The organism is Paraburkholderia sp. CNPSo 3076 (genome assembly GCF_026343935.1).
In the GTDB taxonomy this organism is placed as follows: domain Bacteria; phylum Pseudomonadota; class Gammaproteobacteria; order Burkholderiales; family Burkholderiaceae; genus Paraburkholderia; species Paraburkholderia nodosa.
Genome location: NZ_JAPMAL010000053.1, coordinates 22,248 through 36,645, shown reverse-complemented (window position 1 = coordinate 36,645; position 14,398 = coordinate 22,248). Strand labels below are relative to the sequence as shown.

At 64.6% G+C, this 14,398-nt stretch carries 14 protein-coding genes and 1 rRNA gene; 11 read left to right on the top strand and 4 right to left on the bottom strand.

The genetic code is table 11. The features are described 5' to 3' along the window. Both M3A49_RS38755 and M3A49_RS38750 read right to left on the bottom strand, forming a co-directional pair. Positions 1–97 (bottom strand): 16S ribosomal RNA (locus M3A49_RS38755); the annotation flags it as partial. Positions 98–611: 514 nt separating this feature from the next. Further along, positions 612–1,388 carry an enoyl-CoA hydratase gene (locus M3A49_RS38750; RefSeq protein WP_266233541.1) on the bottom strand — a complete coding sequence of 259 codons (777 nt, stop codon included), beginning with the start codon at positions 1,386–1,388 and terminating at the stop codon, positions 612–614. Positions 1,389–1,526: 138 nt separating this feature from the next. On the opposite strand from M3A49_RS38750, the gene paaN reads away from it, so the two are divergent. The 5 genes from paaN (at position 1,527) to paaK (ending at position 7,274) form a co-directional block, all read left to right on the top strand. Beyond that, the gene (gene paaN / locus M3A49_RS38745) at positions 1,527–3,227 is read left to right on the top strand and encodes a phenylacetic acid degradation protein PaaN (RefSeq protein WP_266233539.1); all 1,701 of its coding nucleotides are present in this window, start codon (positions 1,527–1,529) and stop codon (positions 3,225–3,227) included. A gap of 97 nt (positions 3,228–3,324) precedes the next feature. Next, positions 3,325–4,533 (top strand): 3-oxoadipyl-CoA thiolase, encoded by a 1,209-nt coding sequence (pcaF, locus tag M3A49_RS38740; RefSeq protein WP_266233538.1) that lies wholly within the window; start codon positions 3,325–3,327, stop codon positions 4,531–4,533. 112 nt (positions 4,534–4,645) lie between these two features. Next, positions 4,646–5,437 (top strand): 2-(1,2-epoxy-1,2-dihydrophenyl)acetyl-CoA isomerase PaaG, encoded by a 792-nt coding sequence (gene paaG, locus M3A49_RS38735; protein WP_266233537.1) that lies wholly within the window; start codon positions 4,646–4,648, stop codon positions 5,435–5,437. Between the two features lies 1 nt (position 5,438). Further along, positions 5,439–5,909: a hydroxyphenylacetyl-CoA thioesterase PaaI gene (gene paaI / locus M3A49_RS38730; protein WP_266233536.1), complete on the top strand. Its 471-nt coding sequence runs from the start codon at positions 5,439–5,441 to the stop codon at positions 5,907–5,909. 66 nt (positions 5,910–5,975) lie between these two features. After that, positions 5,976–7,274, top strand: coding sequence for a phenylacetate--CoA ligase PaaK (gene paaK, locus M3A49_RS38725; RefSeq protein ID WP_266233535.1), 1,299 nt, complete (start codon positions 5,976–5,978; stop codon positions 7,272–7,274). 85 nt (positions 7,275–7,359) lie between these two features. Here the strand turns inward: paaK and M3A49_RS38720 are convergent, their stop codons facing one another. Then, complete coding sequence (locus M3A49_RS38720; protein ID WP_416339101.1) at positions 7,360–8,640, bottom strand: murein transglycosylase A; 1,281 nt, start codon at positions 8,638–8,640, stop codon at positions 7,360–7,362. Between M3A49_RS38720 and M3A49_RS38715 the strand changes: the two genes are divergently transcribed. Next, positions 8,606–8,749: a hypothetical protein gene (locus M3A49_RS38715; RefSeq protein ID WP_028208772.1), complete on the top strand. Its 144-nt coding sequence runs from the start codon at positions 8,606–8,608 to the stop codon at positions 8,747–8,749. The two genes, M3A49_RS38720 and M3A49_RS38715, sit on opposite strands and share 35 nt — an antisense overlap. A gap of 24 nt (positions 8,750–8,773) precedes the next feature. Here the strand turns inward: M3A49_RS38715 and apaG are convergent, their stop codons facing one another. After that, positions 8,774–9,148, bottom strand: a complete 375-nt coding sequence (gene apaG / locus M3A49_RS38710) for a Co2+/Mg2+ efflux protein ApaG (RefSeq protein ID WP_254357946.1) — start codon at positions 9,146–9,148, stop codon at positions 8,774–8,776. Positions 9,149–9,366: 218 nt separating this feature from the next. Between apaG and rpe the strand changes: the two genes are divergently transcribed. The 5 genes from rpe to trpD all read left to right on the top strand — a co-directional run bounded on the left by rpe (position 9,367) and on the right by trpD (position 14,371). Further along, a complete protein-coding gene (rpe, locus tag M3A49_RS38705) occupies positions 9,367–10,065 on the top strand; it encodes a ribulose-phosphate 3-epimerase (protein ID WP_266233534.1) in 699 nt (232 codons plus the stop codon). Beyond that, complete coding sequence (locus M3A49_RS38700) at positions 10,062–10,766, top strand: phosphoglycolate phosphatase (protein WP_266233533.1); 705 nt, start codon at positions 10,062–10,064, stop codon at positions 10,764–10,766. Before rpe ends, M3A49_RS38700 begins: the two co-directional genes overlap by 4 nt. A 476-nt stretch (positions 10,767–11,242) precedes the next feature. Then, positions 11,243–12,736, top strand: a complete 1,494-nt coding sequence (gene trpE, locus M3A49_RS38695; RefSeq protein ID WP_266233532.1) for an anthranilate synthase component I — start codon at positions 11,243–11,245, stop codon at positions 12,734–12,736. Between the two features lie 14 nt (positions 12,737–12,750). Continuing rightward, the gene (locus M3A49_RS38690; protein ID WP_028208767.1) at positions 12,751–13,326 is read left to right on the top strand and encodes an aminodeoxychorismate/anthranilate synthase component II; all 576 of its coding nucleotides are present in this window, start codon (positions 12,751–12,753) and stop codon (positions 13,324–13,326) included. A 13-nt stretch (positions 13,327–13,339) separates the two neighbouring features. Continuing rightward, positions 13,340–14,371 carry an anthranilate phosphoribosyltransferase gene (trpD, locus tag M3A49_RS38685; protein WP_266233542.1) on the top strand — a complete coding sequence of 344 codons (1,032 nt, stop codon included), beginning with the start codon at positions 13,340–13,342 and terminating at the stop codon, positions 14,369–14,371. Positions 14,372–14,398 lie beyond the last annotated feature (27 nt).

Genomic DNA, 14,398 nt, shown 5'->3' with positions numbered 1-14,398 from the left:
ACTCGCCGCCAGGATTGCTCCCGCGCTGCCGTTCGACTTGCATGTGTAAGGCATGCCGCCAGCGTTCAATCTGAGCCAGGATCAAACTCTTCAGTTCAATACCTGTTACTGTTTTCGGTCTCTCTCGAGACCGGTCGCTCACTCAAAGCTGACAGGTTCTGAATAAATTCAAAAACCTGACTTACTTTAGTGTGAGACTCTTGATACTTTTGCTGCTCCCGATATCGCTCCGAAGAACCACATCAGGCCGCCACCGCATCAAGCGCCCACACTTATCGGCTGTAAATTTTTAAAGAGCGTTCGCGAAGTCGCCGCGCAGTTTCGTTCAGACAACCACTCAACTACCGGCTTCTTTCTGCGTTGCTGCGTCAGCAGCAGAGAAACGAAATTATGAAGAATCTTTTTCGCTTCGTCAACCCCTTTTTTTCGCTCACCGCTTAAAAAAGCTGCCGACTCCTGCGTCCGCCGGTTTCCGCGGCGGCCTTCGCTGCCCTGATGTCAGAGACATCGAACTGCGAAGGGGGCGAATCTTATCGCCTCCGCCGGCGCCGTGCAAGGGGTGGCGAAAATAATTTCGATCGCCGTTCCCGGCGATCGAATTTCCCAGGCAATTACTTGTTCTTGAACGCGGGCTTGCGCTTCTCGACGAAGGCCGCCATCCCTTCCTTTTGATCATCCGAAGCGAAGAGCGAATGGAACAGCCGGCGCTCGAAGTGCACGCCTTCAGCCAGCGTCGTCTCGTAGGCGCGATTCACCGACTCCTTCGCCATCATCACGGCGGGCAACGAGAATTCGCAGATGGTCGCCGCCGCGGCCAGCGTTTCGTTCAGCAACTCTGCCGCAGGAATCACACGTGATACGAGCCCGGCGCGCTCCGCCTCTTCCGCGCCCATCATCCGCGCAGTCAGGCACAGGTCCATCGCCTTCGCTTTTGACACCGCGCGCGGCAACCGCTGCGTACCACCCGCGCCCGGAATCACGCCCAGCTTGATCTCAGGCTGACCAAACTTCGCCGTATCGGCGGCGAAGATCATGTCGCACATCATGGCCAGTTCGCAGCCGCCGCCGAGCGCGAAGCCCGCGACCGCCGCGATGATCGGCTTGCGAATCGAGCGGATCGTTTCCCAGTTGCGCGTGATGTAGTCGCCTTTGTACACGTCCATGAAGGTGTAGCTCGCCATCATCCCGATGTCCGCGCCCGCGGCGAACGCCTTTTCGCTACCGGTGATGACGATCGCGCCAACGCCCTCATCGGCGTCGAACGCCTTGAGTGCCGCGCCCAGTTCGTCCATGAGCGCATCGTTTAGCGCATTGAGCGCCTTTGGCCGGTTCAGCGTGATCAGGCCGACCTTGCCTCGCGTCTCGACCAGGATGTTTTCGTACCCCATAACTTCTCCTTCCATCAAAAGAAAGTCCCCAAAAAAATTTTTTACGCCGAACTTTGACTAATGCTAACATTGGCCAACCAACCGGTCGGTCAATTAATTGACACGGGCCCTGTCCAACCTCTCAATCCACGTTGAGCCATGACACATTCGCTGTTCGCCAAGCATGAGGACGCGCTTCAAAAAGCGCTTGCCGCCATCGAGACCCGCGGCTACTGGAGCCCGTTCGCCGAAATGCCTAGCCCCAAAGTGTACGGGGAAACCGCTAGCGCAGATGGCGAAGGCGCGTTCAAGGCCCACCTGAATCGCACCTTCGAACTCGACCAGCCGTCGACGGGCGAAACCGTCGGCAGCGAGGCCTCGCCGTTTGGCTTTGCGCTCGGCGCGCGCTATCCGAAGTCGACGCCGGACCAGTTGATCGAAGCCGCGCAGCAAGCCCAGCGCGACTGGCGCGCCGCCGGCCCGCAAGCATGGGCAGGTGTGAGCCTCGAGATCCTCGAGCGCTTGAACCGCGCGAGCTTCGAGATCGCCTTCAGCGTGATGCACACGACCGGCCAGGCGTTCATGATGGCCTTCCAGGCCGGCGGCCCCCACGCTCAGGACCGCGCGCTGGAAGCCGTCGCCTACGCCTACGACCAGCTGCGCCGCATTCCCGCCGACGCGCACTGGGAAAAGCCGCAGGGCAAGAACCCGCCCCTCGCGATGCAAAAGCGCTTCACCATCGTGCCGCGCGGCACCGGCCTCGTGCTCGGCTGCTGCACGTTCCCGACCTGGAACGGCTACCCCGGCCTTTTCGCCGATCTGGCGACGGGCAACACGGCCATCGTCAAGCCGCACCCGGGCGCAATCCTGCCGCTCGCGATCACCGTGCGCATTGCGCGTGACGTGCTGCGCGAAGCCGGCTTCGATCCGAACGTCGTGACGCTGCTCGCCACCGATCCCAACGACGGCGCACTCGTGCAGCAGCTCGCACTGCGCCCCGAGATCAAACTGATCGACTTCACGGGCAGCACGCAAAACGGCGACTGGCTCGAGCACAATGCGCATCAGGCGCAGGTCTACACGGAAAAGGCCGGCGTGAACCAGATCGTGATCGACTCCGCGGACGATTTGAAAGCCGTCGCCCGCAACATTGCGTTCTCGCTGTCCCTTTATTCGGGCCAGATGTGCACCGCCCCGCAGAACATCTATGTGCCGCGCGACGGCATCCGCACCGCTGAAGGCCTGGTGAGCTTCGAGGCCGTCGCCCAGGCAATTGCCGGCGCCGTGCAGAAGTTCGTCGCCGATCCGGCGCGTGCCGTCGAAGTGCTCGGCGCGATCCAGAACGAAGGCGTGACGGCTCGCATCGACGAAGCCCGCAAGCTCGGCATCGTGCTCGCCGACAGCCAGACGCTCGAACACCCGCAGTTCGCCGGCGCACGCGTGCGCACACCGCTCGTGCTCTCGCTCGACGCAGCCCGCGACGCCGCCCAGTTCACGCGAGAATGGTTCGGCCCGATCTCGTTCGTGATCGCCACGGATTCGACGGCCCAGTCGCTGAAGCTGGCCGGCGAGACCGCGCGCGACCACGGCGCGCTCACGCTTTCCGTCTACAGCACGGACGACGCCGTGATCGAAGCCGCGCACGAAGCCGCCATCACCGGCGGTGTGGCGCTCTCGATCAACCTCACGGGCGGCGTGTTCGTGAACCAGTCGGCGGCGTTCTCGGACTTCCACGGCACCGGCGCGAACCCCGCGGCAAACGCCGCGCTCGCCGACGCCGCCTTCGTGGCGAACCGCTTCCGCGTGGTTCAGAGCCGTGTTCACATCGAACCGAAAGCGGTCCCCGCAGTTGCCAGCTGATCGGCCCATGCCGCTCAGCCGAATGGCGCCCGATTGCCCATCCCTCTAGCATGCAATGCGTGAGCGCACTTTCGCGCTCGCGCCCCAGGAACCCGAGATGACCGAAGCCTATATCTGCGACGCGATTCGCACCCCGTTCGGCCGCTACGGCGGCGCCCTCAAGGACGTCCGCGCAGACGACCTCGCCGCGGTCCCCATCCGCGCGCTCGTCGAGCGCAATCCCGGCGTGGACTGGAGCGCGCTCGACGACGTGCTCTACGGCTGCGCCAACCAGGCCGGCGAAGACAACCGCAACGTCGCGCGCATGGCCGCGCTGCTCGCGGGCCTGCCGACCGACGCGCCGGGCGGCACACTCAACCGCCTGTGCGGCTCGGGCCTCGACGCCGTCGGCAGTGCGGCGCGCGCGATCAAGGCAGGCGAGGCGCGCCTCATGATCGCAGGCGGCGTGGAAAGCATGACGCGCGCGCCGTTCGTCATGGGCAAGGCGGCTTCGGCGTTTTCGCGCGAAGCGGCCATCTACGACACGACCATTGGCTGGCGCTTCGTCAACAAGCTGATGAAGCAGCAGTACGGTGTCGATTCGATGCCGGAAACGGCGGAAAACGTCGCGGAAGAATTCAGGATCAATCGCGCCGATCAGGACGCGTTCGCGCTGCGCAGCCAGCGCAAAGCGGCCCGCGCGCAGAAGGACGGCACGCTTGCGCAGGAAATCGTCGCGGTCGAAATTGCGCAAAAGAAGGGTGACCCCGTGCGCGTGACGCTCGACGAGCACCCGCGCGAGACTTCGCTCGAATCGCTCGGCAAGCTCAAGGGCGTCGTGAAGCCGGACGGCACGGTCACGGCGGGCAACGCCTCGGGCGTCAACGACGGCGCCTGCGCGCTGCTGCTCGCCAATGAGGAGACCGCAAAGCAGTATGGCCTGCGGCGCCGCGCGCGCGTGCTGGGCATGGCGACCGCCGGCGTCGCACCGCGCATCATGGGCATCGGCCCGGCGCCCGCTACGCAAAAGCTGCTCAAGCAGCTCGGCATGACGCTGGATCAGTTCGACGTAATCGAGCTTAACGAGGCATTCGCCTCGCAAGGTCTCGCCGTGCTGCGCGCACTCGGCATTGCCGACGACGATCCGCGCGTGAACCCGAATGGCGGCGCGATTGCACTGGGCCACCCGCTCGGCGCTTCGGGCGCGCGTCTCGTGACGACGGCGCTCCATCAGCTGGAGCGCACGAACGGACGCTTCGCACTTTGTACGATGTGCATCGGCGTCGGCCAGGGTATCGCCCTCGCAATCGAACGCGTCGAGGCATAACGCACGCAGTATCGACCGGCCGCCGGGCGATGCGTTCGGCGGTCTCAGACAGCTTTGCATGGGACCAGAGTAAGCGCTGAAGCGCTAACTCTGGTCGACAAGGAGACAACCGATGCCCTACGATGCGATCCGCGTCGAAATCGACGCATCCACCCGGGTGGCCACGATTACGCTGAACCGCCCGGACAAGCTCAACAGCTTTACGCGCGCCATGCACCGCGAGCTTGTCGCAGCGCTCGACGAGGTCGCGGCAGCCGGCGCGCGGGCCCTTGTGCTGACGGGCGCGGGCCGCGGCTTCTGCGCGGGCCAGGATCTCGCCGATCTCGACTTCACGCCAGGTGCGATGACCGATCTCGGCGACCTCATCGATGAGCATTTCAATCCGCTGATCAAGCGCCTGCAGGCGCTGCCGATGCCCGTGATCGCCGCCGTCAACGGCACCGCGGCCGGCGCTGGCGCCAATCTCGCCCTCGCCTGCGATCTCGTGCTCGCCGCACGCTCGGCAAGCTTCATCCAGGCGTTCGTGAAGATCGGCCTCGTGCCCGATTCTGGGGGCACGTGGTTCCTGCCCAGGCGCGTGGGCATGGCGCGCGCGCTCGGGCTCGCCATGACCGGCGAAAAGCTGAGCGCGGAAAAGGCGGAAAGCTGGGGCCTCGTCTGGCAAGTGACCGACGACGCGGAACTCGCGCAAACGGCCGGCGCGCTCGCCGCGCGCCTCGCGCAGCAACCCACGCGCGCCATCGTTGCCACGCGCGAAGCGCTGCGCGCCTCGGCCACGAACTCGCTCGACCAGCAACTCGATCTCGAACGCGATCTGCAGCGCGAACTGGGCGCTTCGTACGACTACGCGGAAGGCGTCCAGGCCTTCATCGAAAAACGCGCACCACATTTCGAGGGCCGCTGAGATGTCCACGCAAGTTTCGCAACTTCCGGAGGACAACAGCTTGTCGCCCGACGAACTCGCTCGCGCGGCCGCGCAAGCGATGTACGAATCCGACGGCTGCACTCGCGCGCTCGGTATGGAACTCCTCGAAGTGCGCGCTGGTTACGCGCGCCTGCGCATGGCCGTGCGGCCCGAGTTCCTCAACGGCCATCAGACCTGCCACGGCGGGATGATTTTCTCGCTCGCGGATTCGGCGTTCGCCTTCGCGTGCAATTCATACAACATCAACACCGTAGCGGCCGGCTGCTCGATCGAGTTCCTGCGTCCGGTCCTGCGCGACGAGGTGTTGACCGCCGAAGCCGTCGAACAGGTGCTATCGGGACGCAACGGGGTCTACGACATCCGCGTGACGAACCGGGCAGGCGAAACCGTCGCGCTTTTCCGAGGCAAGTCCGCGCAGATTCGCGGCAATGTCATTCCAGTCGCAACGTGAAGCGGGTTTCCCCTTCTCGATTCCGCACGCGTCACGAGTAAAGTTCTTAAGATCCAGGAGACACCCATGAGTACCACGCTGTCGCTCGAACCCATCGAAAAGGCGAGCCGCGACGAGCTTGCTGCTCTGCAGCTCGAGCGTCTGAAATGGTCGCTGAACCACGCTTACGAGAATTCGCCGGTCTATCGCCGCAAATTCGACGAAGCGGGCGTGCATCCGTCCCAGGTGCAGTCGCTCGCCGACCTCGCGCGCTTCCCGTTCACTACGAAGAAGGATCTGCGCGACAACTATCCCTTCGGCATGTTCGCGGTGCCGCAAGACCAGATTTCGCGCATCCATGCGTCGTCGGGTACGACGGGCAAGCCGACCGTAGTGGCCTACACGGCGCGCGACATCGACACCTGGGCGAACCTCGTCGCGCGTTCGGTGCGCGCAGCGGGCGCCAGGCGCGGCGACAAGGTGCACATCAGCTATGGCTATGGACTCTTTACGGGCGGCCTTGGCGCGCACTACGGCGCGGAGCGCGCGGGTCTCACCGTCATTCCGTTTGGCGGCGGCCAGACCGAGAAGCAGGTCCAGCTGATCCAGGACTTCCGTCCCGACATCATCATGGTCACGCCGAGCTACATGCTCGCCATCGCCGACGAAATGGAGCGCCAGGGCATTGATCCGGCCACCTGTTCGTTGCGCATCGGCATCTTCGGCGCGGAGCCGTGGACCAATGAAATGCGCAAGGCCATCGAGCAGCGCATGGGCATCACGGCCGTCGACATCTACGGTCTTTCGGAAGTGATGGGCCCGGGCGTCGCCTCGGAGTGCGCGGAGACGAAAGACGGCCCGACGATCTGGGAAGACCACTTCTACCCCGAGATCATCGACCCGGAAACCGGCGAAGTGCTGCCCGACGGCGAATTGGGCGAGCTCGTCTTCACCTCGCTCACGAAGGAAGCGCTGCCCATCGTCCGTTACCGCACGCGCGACCTCACGCGTCTCTTGCCCGGTACGGCGCGCACCATGCGCCGCATGGAAAAGATCACGGGCCGCTCGGACGACATGTTGATCATCCGCGGCGTGAACGTGTTTCCCACGCAGATCGAGGAACTGCTGCTCAAGCAGCCGGCGCTCGCACCGCACTATCAGATCGTCCTGACGAAGGAAGGTCCGATGGACGTGATGTCGCTCAACTGCGAACCGTGCCCGGAAACCGCGCCCGATTACGGCGCGCTCGACGCGGCCAGCAAGGCGCTCGCTTATGACATCAAGGCGCTGATCGGCGTCACATGCAAGGTGAACGTGCTCGAAGTGAACGGCATTGAGCGCTCGGTTGGCAAGGCCCGGCGAGTCATCGACAAGCGGCCGAAGTAACCGCGGCTCGCAGCGCGCAGCAAAAGAAAAAGCCGGCAAGCGCCGGCTTTTTCGCTTCACGTGCGCGGCGCAGGCGCCACCACGATCACGAGTTCGGGAACAGCAGCCACATGCGGCCGCCCTGCTTCATCTTGCCGGCCAGGTCGCCGGCATCGTCGCCGAGGCCCCAGAAGTAGTCGGCGCGCACGCCGCCCTTGATCGCCGTGCCCGTGTCCTGCGCGAACACGAGCCGGTTGAGCGGCGTATTCGTGAGCGGGCGCGTGGTCTGAAGAAACACCGGCGTGCCAAGCGGGATCGACGACGGATCGACGGCAATCGAGCGTTCCGGCGTGAGCGGCACGCCGAGCGCACCGATCGGGCCATCCGCGCCGCCCTGCGCATCGCCTTCGGAGCCCGCCATCTCGCGGAAAAACACGAAGCGCGGATTGGTGTCGAGGAGTGCGTCCACGCGCGTCGGGTTCGCGCGCGCCCATGCCTTGATGCCCTGCATGGTCGCCTGCGCGGGCGTGAGTTCGCCGCGGTCGAGCAGCCAGCGCCCGATCGATTTGTACGGCTGGTTGTTGGTGCCGCCAAAGCCCACGCGCATCACGCTGCCGTCTTCCATCACGACGCGCCCGGAGCCCTGCACCTGCAGGAAGAACGCTTCGATCGGATCGTCCACCCACACGAGTTCGTTGCCGCCCAGCACGCCCGAACGTTCGAGCTGCGCGCGCGGCGGCATCGCGGCACCCGGACGATAGCCGGACGGCCAGCGATACAGCGCGGTCTGATAGATGCCGTGACGCGTGCGCGAACCGTGCAGCAGCGGTTCGTAGTAGCCGGTCACGAGGCCGTCGAGCGTGCCGTCGTTGTTGGCGAACTGATAGGGCGTGAAATACGTTTCGAAGAATGTACGTGCGCTCGAGGCGTCCAGGTCGTCGAGCTGCGAGGCCGCCGAGCACGCGCGCTGCCAGCGAGGATCGCGCGCGAGGCGCGTGCAGTTCGCGCGCAGCGCCGCGGTCACGCCGATCAGCGAGTCATCCTGCCAGCCCGGCACCTGCTGCCAGCCGACCGGTGTGAGGCGTTGCGCGGCGAGCTGCGAGGGCAGCGTGGGCGTGCCCTTGGGCGGCACGTTGTGCACGTAGCTCGGGCCGCCGCATGCGGCAAGCAAAGCCGCCAGTGAAGCAGCGCCCAACCAGCCGCCTAACCGGAGGCCCAGGCGGCTCCTCCCACGCCGAAGCGCCGACCCCGCGCAATATCGCATCTTTGTGAATCCCGGCATCACCGGGACATCGAGACCGGAATCGACGTCAAAATCACGCCTACAATATTGGCTCTCGATGGATGCCGCCATGTCAGAACTGCTCGACGAATACCCGATGCTCATGTTTGGTCTGGAAGCGCTCCTTGCGCTGTTCCTGCTGATTTTCATCGTTGTGTGGACCGCGTCGGGCAGGAAGAAGCAAGCCGCGCGCGACGATCGGCGTCAGGACTAGCAGACCCCGAATTCCCGCGGCGGTTCAATGCAGTGTGCGCGGCATGCGCAGCACGAATTCGGGTACGGGCGCCTCGAAGCGCTCGGCGTCCTCGGCGACACAGAAGTACTCGCCGCGCATGGTGCCCACCGGGGTCGCAATCACGGCCCAGCTCGTGTACTCGAACTGCTCGCCCGGCTTCAGAAGCGGCTGATGGCCAACCACGCCCAGCCCCTTCACTTCCTGCACGTGATTTTCGCTGTCGGTGATCACCCAGTGGCGCGCGATCAGCTGGGCGCCCACCTGACCGGTATTGCGAATGGTCAGCGTATACGCGAAGGCATATTGCCGGCGCTCCGGGTCCGATTCTTCGGGCAGGTAGCGCACCTGCGACGTCACGCTGAATTCGTACTGGCTCATCCTTGTTCCATTCGCCCGGGTGCGGCTGCTGAGTCCGTTGACTGAGACGCCCGCGCGGCAAGGCGCTCGCGAGCGCGCCGCGAGGCGCGGCACATGGTTTGGCATTCTGCTTGATGCAACGGGCACCCGCAACCCGGCGCGGCCCGCGGCACCCGCCGCGAAAGGCTCTCCTACTGACGGTAAAATACGGTTTTTCCGACCGTTTCCCGATTGCCGCCATGACGCAATTCCGCATCGCCCCCAGCATTCTCTCCGCCGACTTCGCGCGTCTTGGCGAGGAAGTCCGCAACGTCGTCGCTGCCGGCGCCGACTGGATCCACTTCGACGTGATGGATAACCATTACGTGCCGAACCTCACCATCGGCCCGCTGGTGTGCGAGGCAATCCGCCCGCACGTGAGCGTGCCCATCGACGTGCATCTGATGGTGCGCCCGGTCGACCGCATCGTGCCCGATTTCGCCAAGGCCGGCGCGAACCTCATCAGCTTCCACCCGGAAGGCTCGGACCACATCGACCGCACGCTCTCGCTGATCCGTGACCACGGCTGCAAGGCGGGCCTCGTGTTCAACCCCGCCACGCCGCTGAACTACCTCGACCACGTGATGGACAAGCTCGACCTCGTGCTCATCATGTCGGTGAATCCGGGCTTCGGCGGCCAGTCGTTCATTCCCGAGGCGCTCAACAAGCTGCGCGAGGCGCGCGCGAAGATCGACGCCTACACGGCGCGCACGGGCCGCGAAATCCACCTCGAAGTGGACGGTGGCGTGAAGGTCGACAACATCGCCGAAATCGCGGCGGCTGGCGCGGACACCTTCGTGGCAGGCTCGGCGATCTTCGGCAAGCCGGACTACAAGACCGTGATCGACGAGATGCGCGCGCAGCTCGCGACCGCAACAAGCGCTGCAAACGCAAAATGAACGCCCCCAAGTTCACCGCGCCGCGCATCGAAGCGGCGCTGATCGACCTCGACGGCACGATGGTCGATACCGCCGACGACTTCGCCGCCGGACTGAACGGCATGCTCGCGCAGCTCGACGCCGAGGAAACCACGCGCGAGGAAGTGATGGGGTACGTGGGCAAGGGCTCGGAGCACCTGATCCGCAGCGTGCTCGCGCCGCGCTTTCCCGCGGACAACGTGGAGGCGCGCTTCGACGAAGCGCTCGCGCTCTACCAGGATGAGTACGCGAAGATCAACGGCCGCCACACGCATCTGTACCCGGACGTCGAAGCGGGCCTCGCTGCGCTGCGCGACCAGGGCATCAAGCTCGCGTGCGTGACCAACAAACCGCACCGCTTCGCCGTTGAGCTTCTGCAGCAATACGGCCTGGCCCGCTACTTCGAAGTCGTGATCGGCGGCGACAGTCTGGCGAAGAAGAAGCCCGACCCGCTGCCGATGCTCACGGCCTGCGAGCGCCTCGGTGTGAAGCCCACGGCTGCGGTGGCGATCGGCGATTCGGAGAACGATGCGATTGCGGGCCGCGCGGCCGGCATGGCCACGCTCACGGTGCCCTACGGCTACAACCACGGCCAACCTGTACAAAAAATTGAATCGGATGGTATAGTTGCCTCGCTGTTCGACGCCGCCAAGGCGGTCGCAGCGCACAATGATCTGACTTAAGTTCTCAACTGAACGTCAACTATCCTCATGTTTCTGAATAAAAAACGGAGTCTGAGCACGATCGACCGGGGAGCCTGGCCCTGGCGTCGCTGGTCGCGCTAACCTCACCCGAGGTTCGCTGAAGATTGTCTTCAGCACCGTTTTTTACTTCGCTGCGCACTCGCGCGTGTCTCGACTCTAAACTGTTGCAGTAACCCGTCGGCTGGTCTGGCCGTTGGCTTTCGTTGTCCTTGTGTGTCGTTTCGCCGTTCGCGGCGAGGTGCGCGAGGCGCGAGCGGCTACGCTTCACCTTCCGTCGATGTACTGCACGCCGGCCCGGCAAGCGCTTGATCATCAGCGCGACCTCGGGCCGCACGAGCGAGCGCCAGCGGTCATCAAGCACTCAAAAACAAACGCCTCGCGCTCACCGCGCGCCCCGTTTTGAGCCGCACTGGGCCCGCACCCGCCGCGACTGGCAGCACGAACAGGATCGGAACATGACCGAACTCGAATTTCAGTCCCTCGCCAACGAGGGCTACAACCGCATCCCGCTGATCGCCGAAGCGCTCGCCGATCTCGAAACGCCGCTCTCGCTGTATCTCAAGCTCGCGCAGCCGGAGCGCGGCGGCGCCAATTCTTTCCTGCTGGAGTCCGTGGTGGGCGGCGAGCGCTTCGGGCGCTACTCGTTCATCGGCCTGCCGGCGCGCTCGCTGATCCGCACGCGCAACGGCGTCTCGGAGGTCGTGCGCGACGGCCAGGTGATCGAGACGCATGACAGCGATCCGCTCGAATTCATCGCGAAGTACCAGGCGCGTTTCAAGGTCGCGCAGCGTCCGGGCCTGCCGCGTTTCTGCGGCGGTCTCGCGGGCTACTTCGGCTACGACGCGGTGCGCTATATCGAGAAGAAGCTCGCCGATACCTGCCCGACCGACGACCTCGGCCTGCCCGACATCCAGTTGCTGCTGACCGAAGAAGTCGCGGTCATCGACAATCTCGCGGGCAAGCTGTATCTGATCGTCTACGCCGATCCGCAAACGCCCGAGGCCTACACCAAGGCGAAGCACCGCCTGCGCGAACTCAAGCAGCGCCTGCGCACCACCGTGCAGCCGCCGGTGACCTCGGCGAGCGTGCGTACCGAAACCTTCCGCGAATTCAAGAAGGACGATTACCTTGCCGCCGTGCGCAAGGCGAAGGAATACATCGCGGCGGGCGAGCTGATGCAGGTGCAAGTGGGCCAGCGCCTCAGCAAGCCGTATCGCGACAATCCGCTCTCGCTCTACCGTGCGCTGCGCTCGCTCAACCCGTCGCCGTACATGTACTACTACAACTTCGGCGAATTCCACGTGGTGGGCGCGTCGCCGGAAATTCTCGTGCGCCAGGAAAAGCGCGGCGAGGACCGCATCGTGACGATCCGTCCGCTCGCGGGCACGCGGCCGCGCGGCAACACGCCCGAGCGCGACGCCGAACTCGCGACCGAACTGCTCAACGACCCGAAGGAAATCGCCGAACACGTCATGCTGATCGACCTCGCGCGCAACGACGTGGGCCGCATCGCCGAGATCGGCTCGGTGGCCGTCACCGACAAGATGATCATCGAGAAGTACTCGCACGTGCAGCACATCGTGAGTTCGGTGGAAGGCAAGCTCAAGCCCGGCATGAACAATTTCGACGTCCTGCGCGCCACCTTCCCGGCCGGCACGCTCTCGGGCGCGCCGAAGGTTCGTGCGATGGAACTGATCGACGAACTGGAGCCAGTGAAGCGCGGGCTCTACGGCGGCGCGGTCGGCTACCTTTCGTTCAACGGCGAGATGGACCTGGCCATCGCGATCCGCACCGGCCTCATCCACAACGGCAATCTGTATGTGCAGGCGGCCGCGGGCGTGGTTGCCGATTCGGTGCCCGAGTCCGAATGGCAGGAAACCGAGAACAAGGCGCGCGCCGTGCTGCGCGCCGCCGAGCAGGTGCAGGACGGCCTCGACAGCGACTTCTGAGCGGAGAAAAGACCATGTTGCTCATGATCGACAACTACGATTCGTTTACCTACAACATCGTCCAGTACTTCGGCGAGCTCGGCGAAGACGTTCACACGTACCGCAACGACGAAATCACCATCGACGAAATCGCGAAGCTCAACCCCGCGCGCATCTGCCTCTCACCCGGACCGAGCAACCCGCAGCACGCGGGCATCACGCTCGAGGTGCTGCGCGAATTCGCAGGCAAGACGCCGATTCTCGGCGTGTGCCTCGGCCATCAGGCGATTGGCGAAGCGTTCGGCGGGCGCGTCGTGCGTGCAAAGACCATCATGCACGGCAAGGTGAGCCAGATCGAAACCGACTGCAAAGGCGTGTTCGCCGACCTGCCGAAGCACTTCAACGTCACGCGTTATCACTCGCTCGCCATCGAGCGCGAGTCGCTGCCGGACTGCCTCGAAGTGTCGGCCTGGACCGACGACGGCGAAATCATGGGCGTGCGTCACCGCGAGCTTGCGGTGGAAGGCGTGCAGTTCCATCCGGAATCGATTCTCTCGGAGCACGGCCACGCGCTGTTCGAGAATTTCCTGAAGCAAACCAAAAGCGCTTGATACGGAGACGAACATCATGATCACCCCGCAGGAAGCGCTCCAGCGCACGATCGAGCATCGCGAGATTTTTCACGACGAGATGCTCCACCTCATGCGCCTCATCATGCGCGGCGAGCTTTCGCCCGTGCTGTCGGCCGCCATCATCACCGGCCTGCGCGTGAAGAAGGAAACCATCGGCGAGATCACCGCCGCCGCGACGGTGATGCGCGAGTTCGCGAAGCACGTCGAGGTGAAGGACAACTCGAACTTCATCGACATCGTCGGCACGGGCGGCGACGGCTCGCACACCTTCAATATCTCCACGGCTTCGATGTTCGTGGTCGCGGCAGCCGGCGCGAAGGTCGCGAAGCACGGCAACCGGGGCGTCTCCAGCAAGTCGGGCAGCGCGGACGTGCTCGAAGCGCTCGGCGTGAACATCGACCTGCAGCCGGACCAGGTGGCCGCCTCGATCGCCGAAACGGGCATGGGCTTCATGTTCGCGCCCAACCACCATCCCGCGATGAAGAACATCGCCGCCGTGCGCCGTGAGTTGGGCGTGCGCACGATCTTCAACATCCTCGGGCCGCTCACGAATCCGGCCGGCGCGCCCAATCAGCTGATGGGCGTGTTTCATCCGGACCTCGTCGGCATCCAGGTGCGCGTAATGGAGCGGCTTGGCGCAAAACACGTGTGCGTGGTGTACGGCAAGGACGGCATGGACGAAGTCTCGCTCGGCGCGGCCACGCTCGTCGGCGAACTGAAGGACGGCCAGATTCGCGAGTACGAGATCCACCCCGAAGACTTCGGCATGCAGATGGTCTCGAACCGTTCGCTCAAGGTCGAAAACGCCGACGAGTCGAAGGCGATGCTGCTCGGCGCGCTCTCGAACGAGGCTGGCACCGCGCGCGAGATCGTCGCGCTGAACGCGGGCACGGCGCTCTATTGCGCCAACGTCGCGGACTCGATCGCCGACGGCATAGCGCTCGCGCGTGAAACGCTCGCCAGCGGCCGCGCGCGCGCCAAAGTCGACGAACTGGTACGCTTCACGCAACAGTTCAAACGCTGATCCAGCACCGTTTTTTTGCCTCCGAAC

Bases quoted from the DNA above. Each gene is read 5' to 3' on its own strand.
- M3A49_RS38715 (WP_028208772.1), top strand. From the start codon at position 8,606: ATGTCAGAACTGCTCGACGAATACCCGATGCTCATGTTTGGTCTGGAA.
- M3A49_RS38700 (WP_266233533.1), top strand. From the start codon at position 10,062: ATGAACGCCCCCAAGTTCACCGCGCCGCGCATCGAAGCGGCGCTGATC.
- rpe (WP_266233534.1), top strand. From the start codon at position 9,367: ATGACGCAATTCCGCATCGCCCCCAGCATTCTCTCCGCCGACTTCGCG.
- M3A49_RS38750 (WP_266233541.1), bottom strand. From the start codon at position 1,388: ATGGGGTACGAAAACATCCTGGTCGAGACGCGAGGCAAGGTCGGCCTG.
- M3A49_RS38690 (WP_028208767.1), top strand. From the start codon at position 12,751: ATGTTGCTCATGATCGACAACTACGATTCGTTTACCTACAACATCGTC.
- trpE (WP_266233532.1), top strand. From the start codon at position 11,243: ATGACCGAACTCGAATTTCAGTCCCTCGCCAACGAGGGCTACAACCGC.
- M3A49_RS38720 (WP_416339101.1), bottom strand. From the start codon at position 8,640: ATGAGCATCGGGTATTCGTCGAGCAGTTCTGACATGGCGGCATCCATC.
- paaK (WP_266233535.1), top strand. From the start codon at position 5,976: ATGAGTACCACGCTGTCGCTCGAACCCATCGAAAAGGCGAGCCGCGAC.
- apaG (WP_254357946.1), bottom strand. From the start codon at position 9,148: ATGAGCCAGTACGAATTCAGCGTGACGTCGCAGGTGCGCTACCTGCCC.
- pcaF (WP_266233538.1), top strand. From the start codon at position 3,325: ATGACCGAAGCCTATATCTGCGACGCGATTCGCACCCCGTTCGGCCGC.
- paaN (WP_266233539.1), top strand. From the start codon at position 1,527: ATGACACATTCGCTGTTCGCCAAGCATGAGGACGCGCTTCAAAAAGCG.
- paaI (WP_266233536.1), top strand. From the start codon at position 5,439: ATGTCCACGCAAGTTTCGCAACTTCCGGAGGACAACAGCTTGTCGCCC.
- paaG (WP_266233537.1), top strand. From the start codon at position 4,646: ATGCCCTACGATGCGATCCGCGTCGAAATCGACGCATCCACCCGGGTG.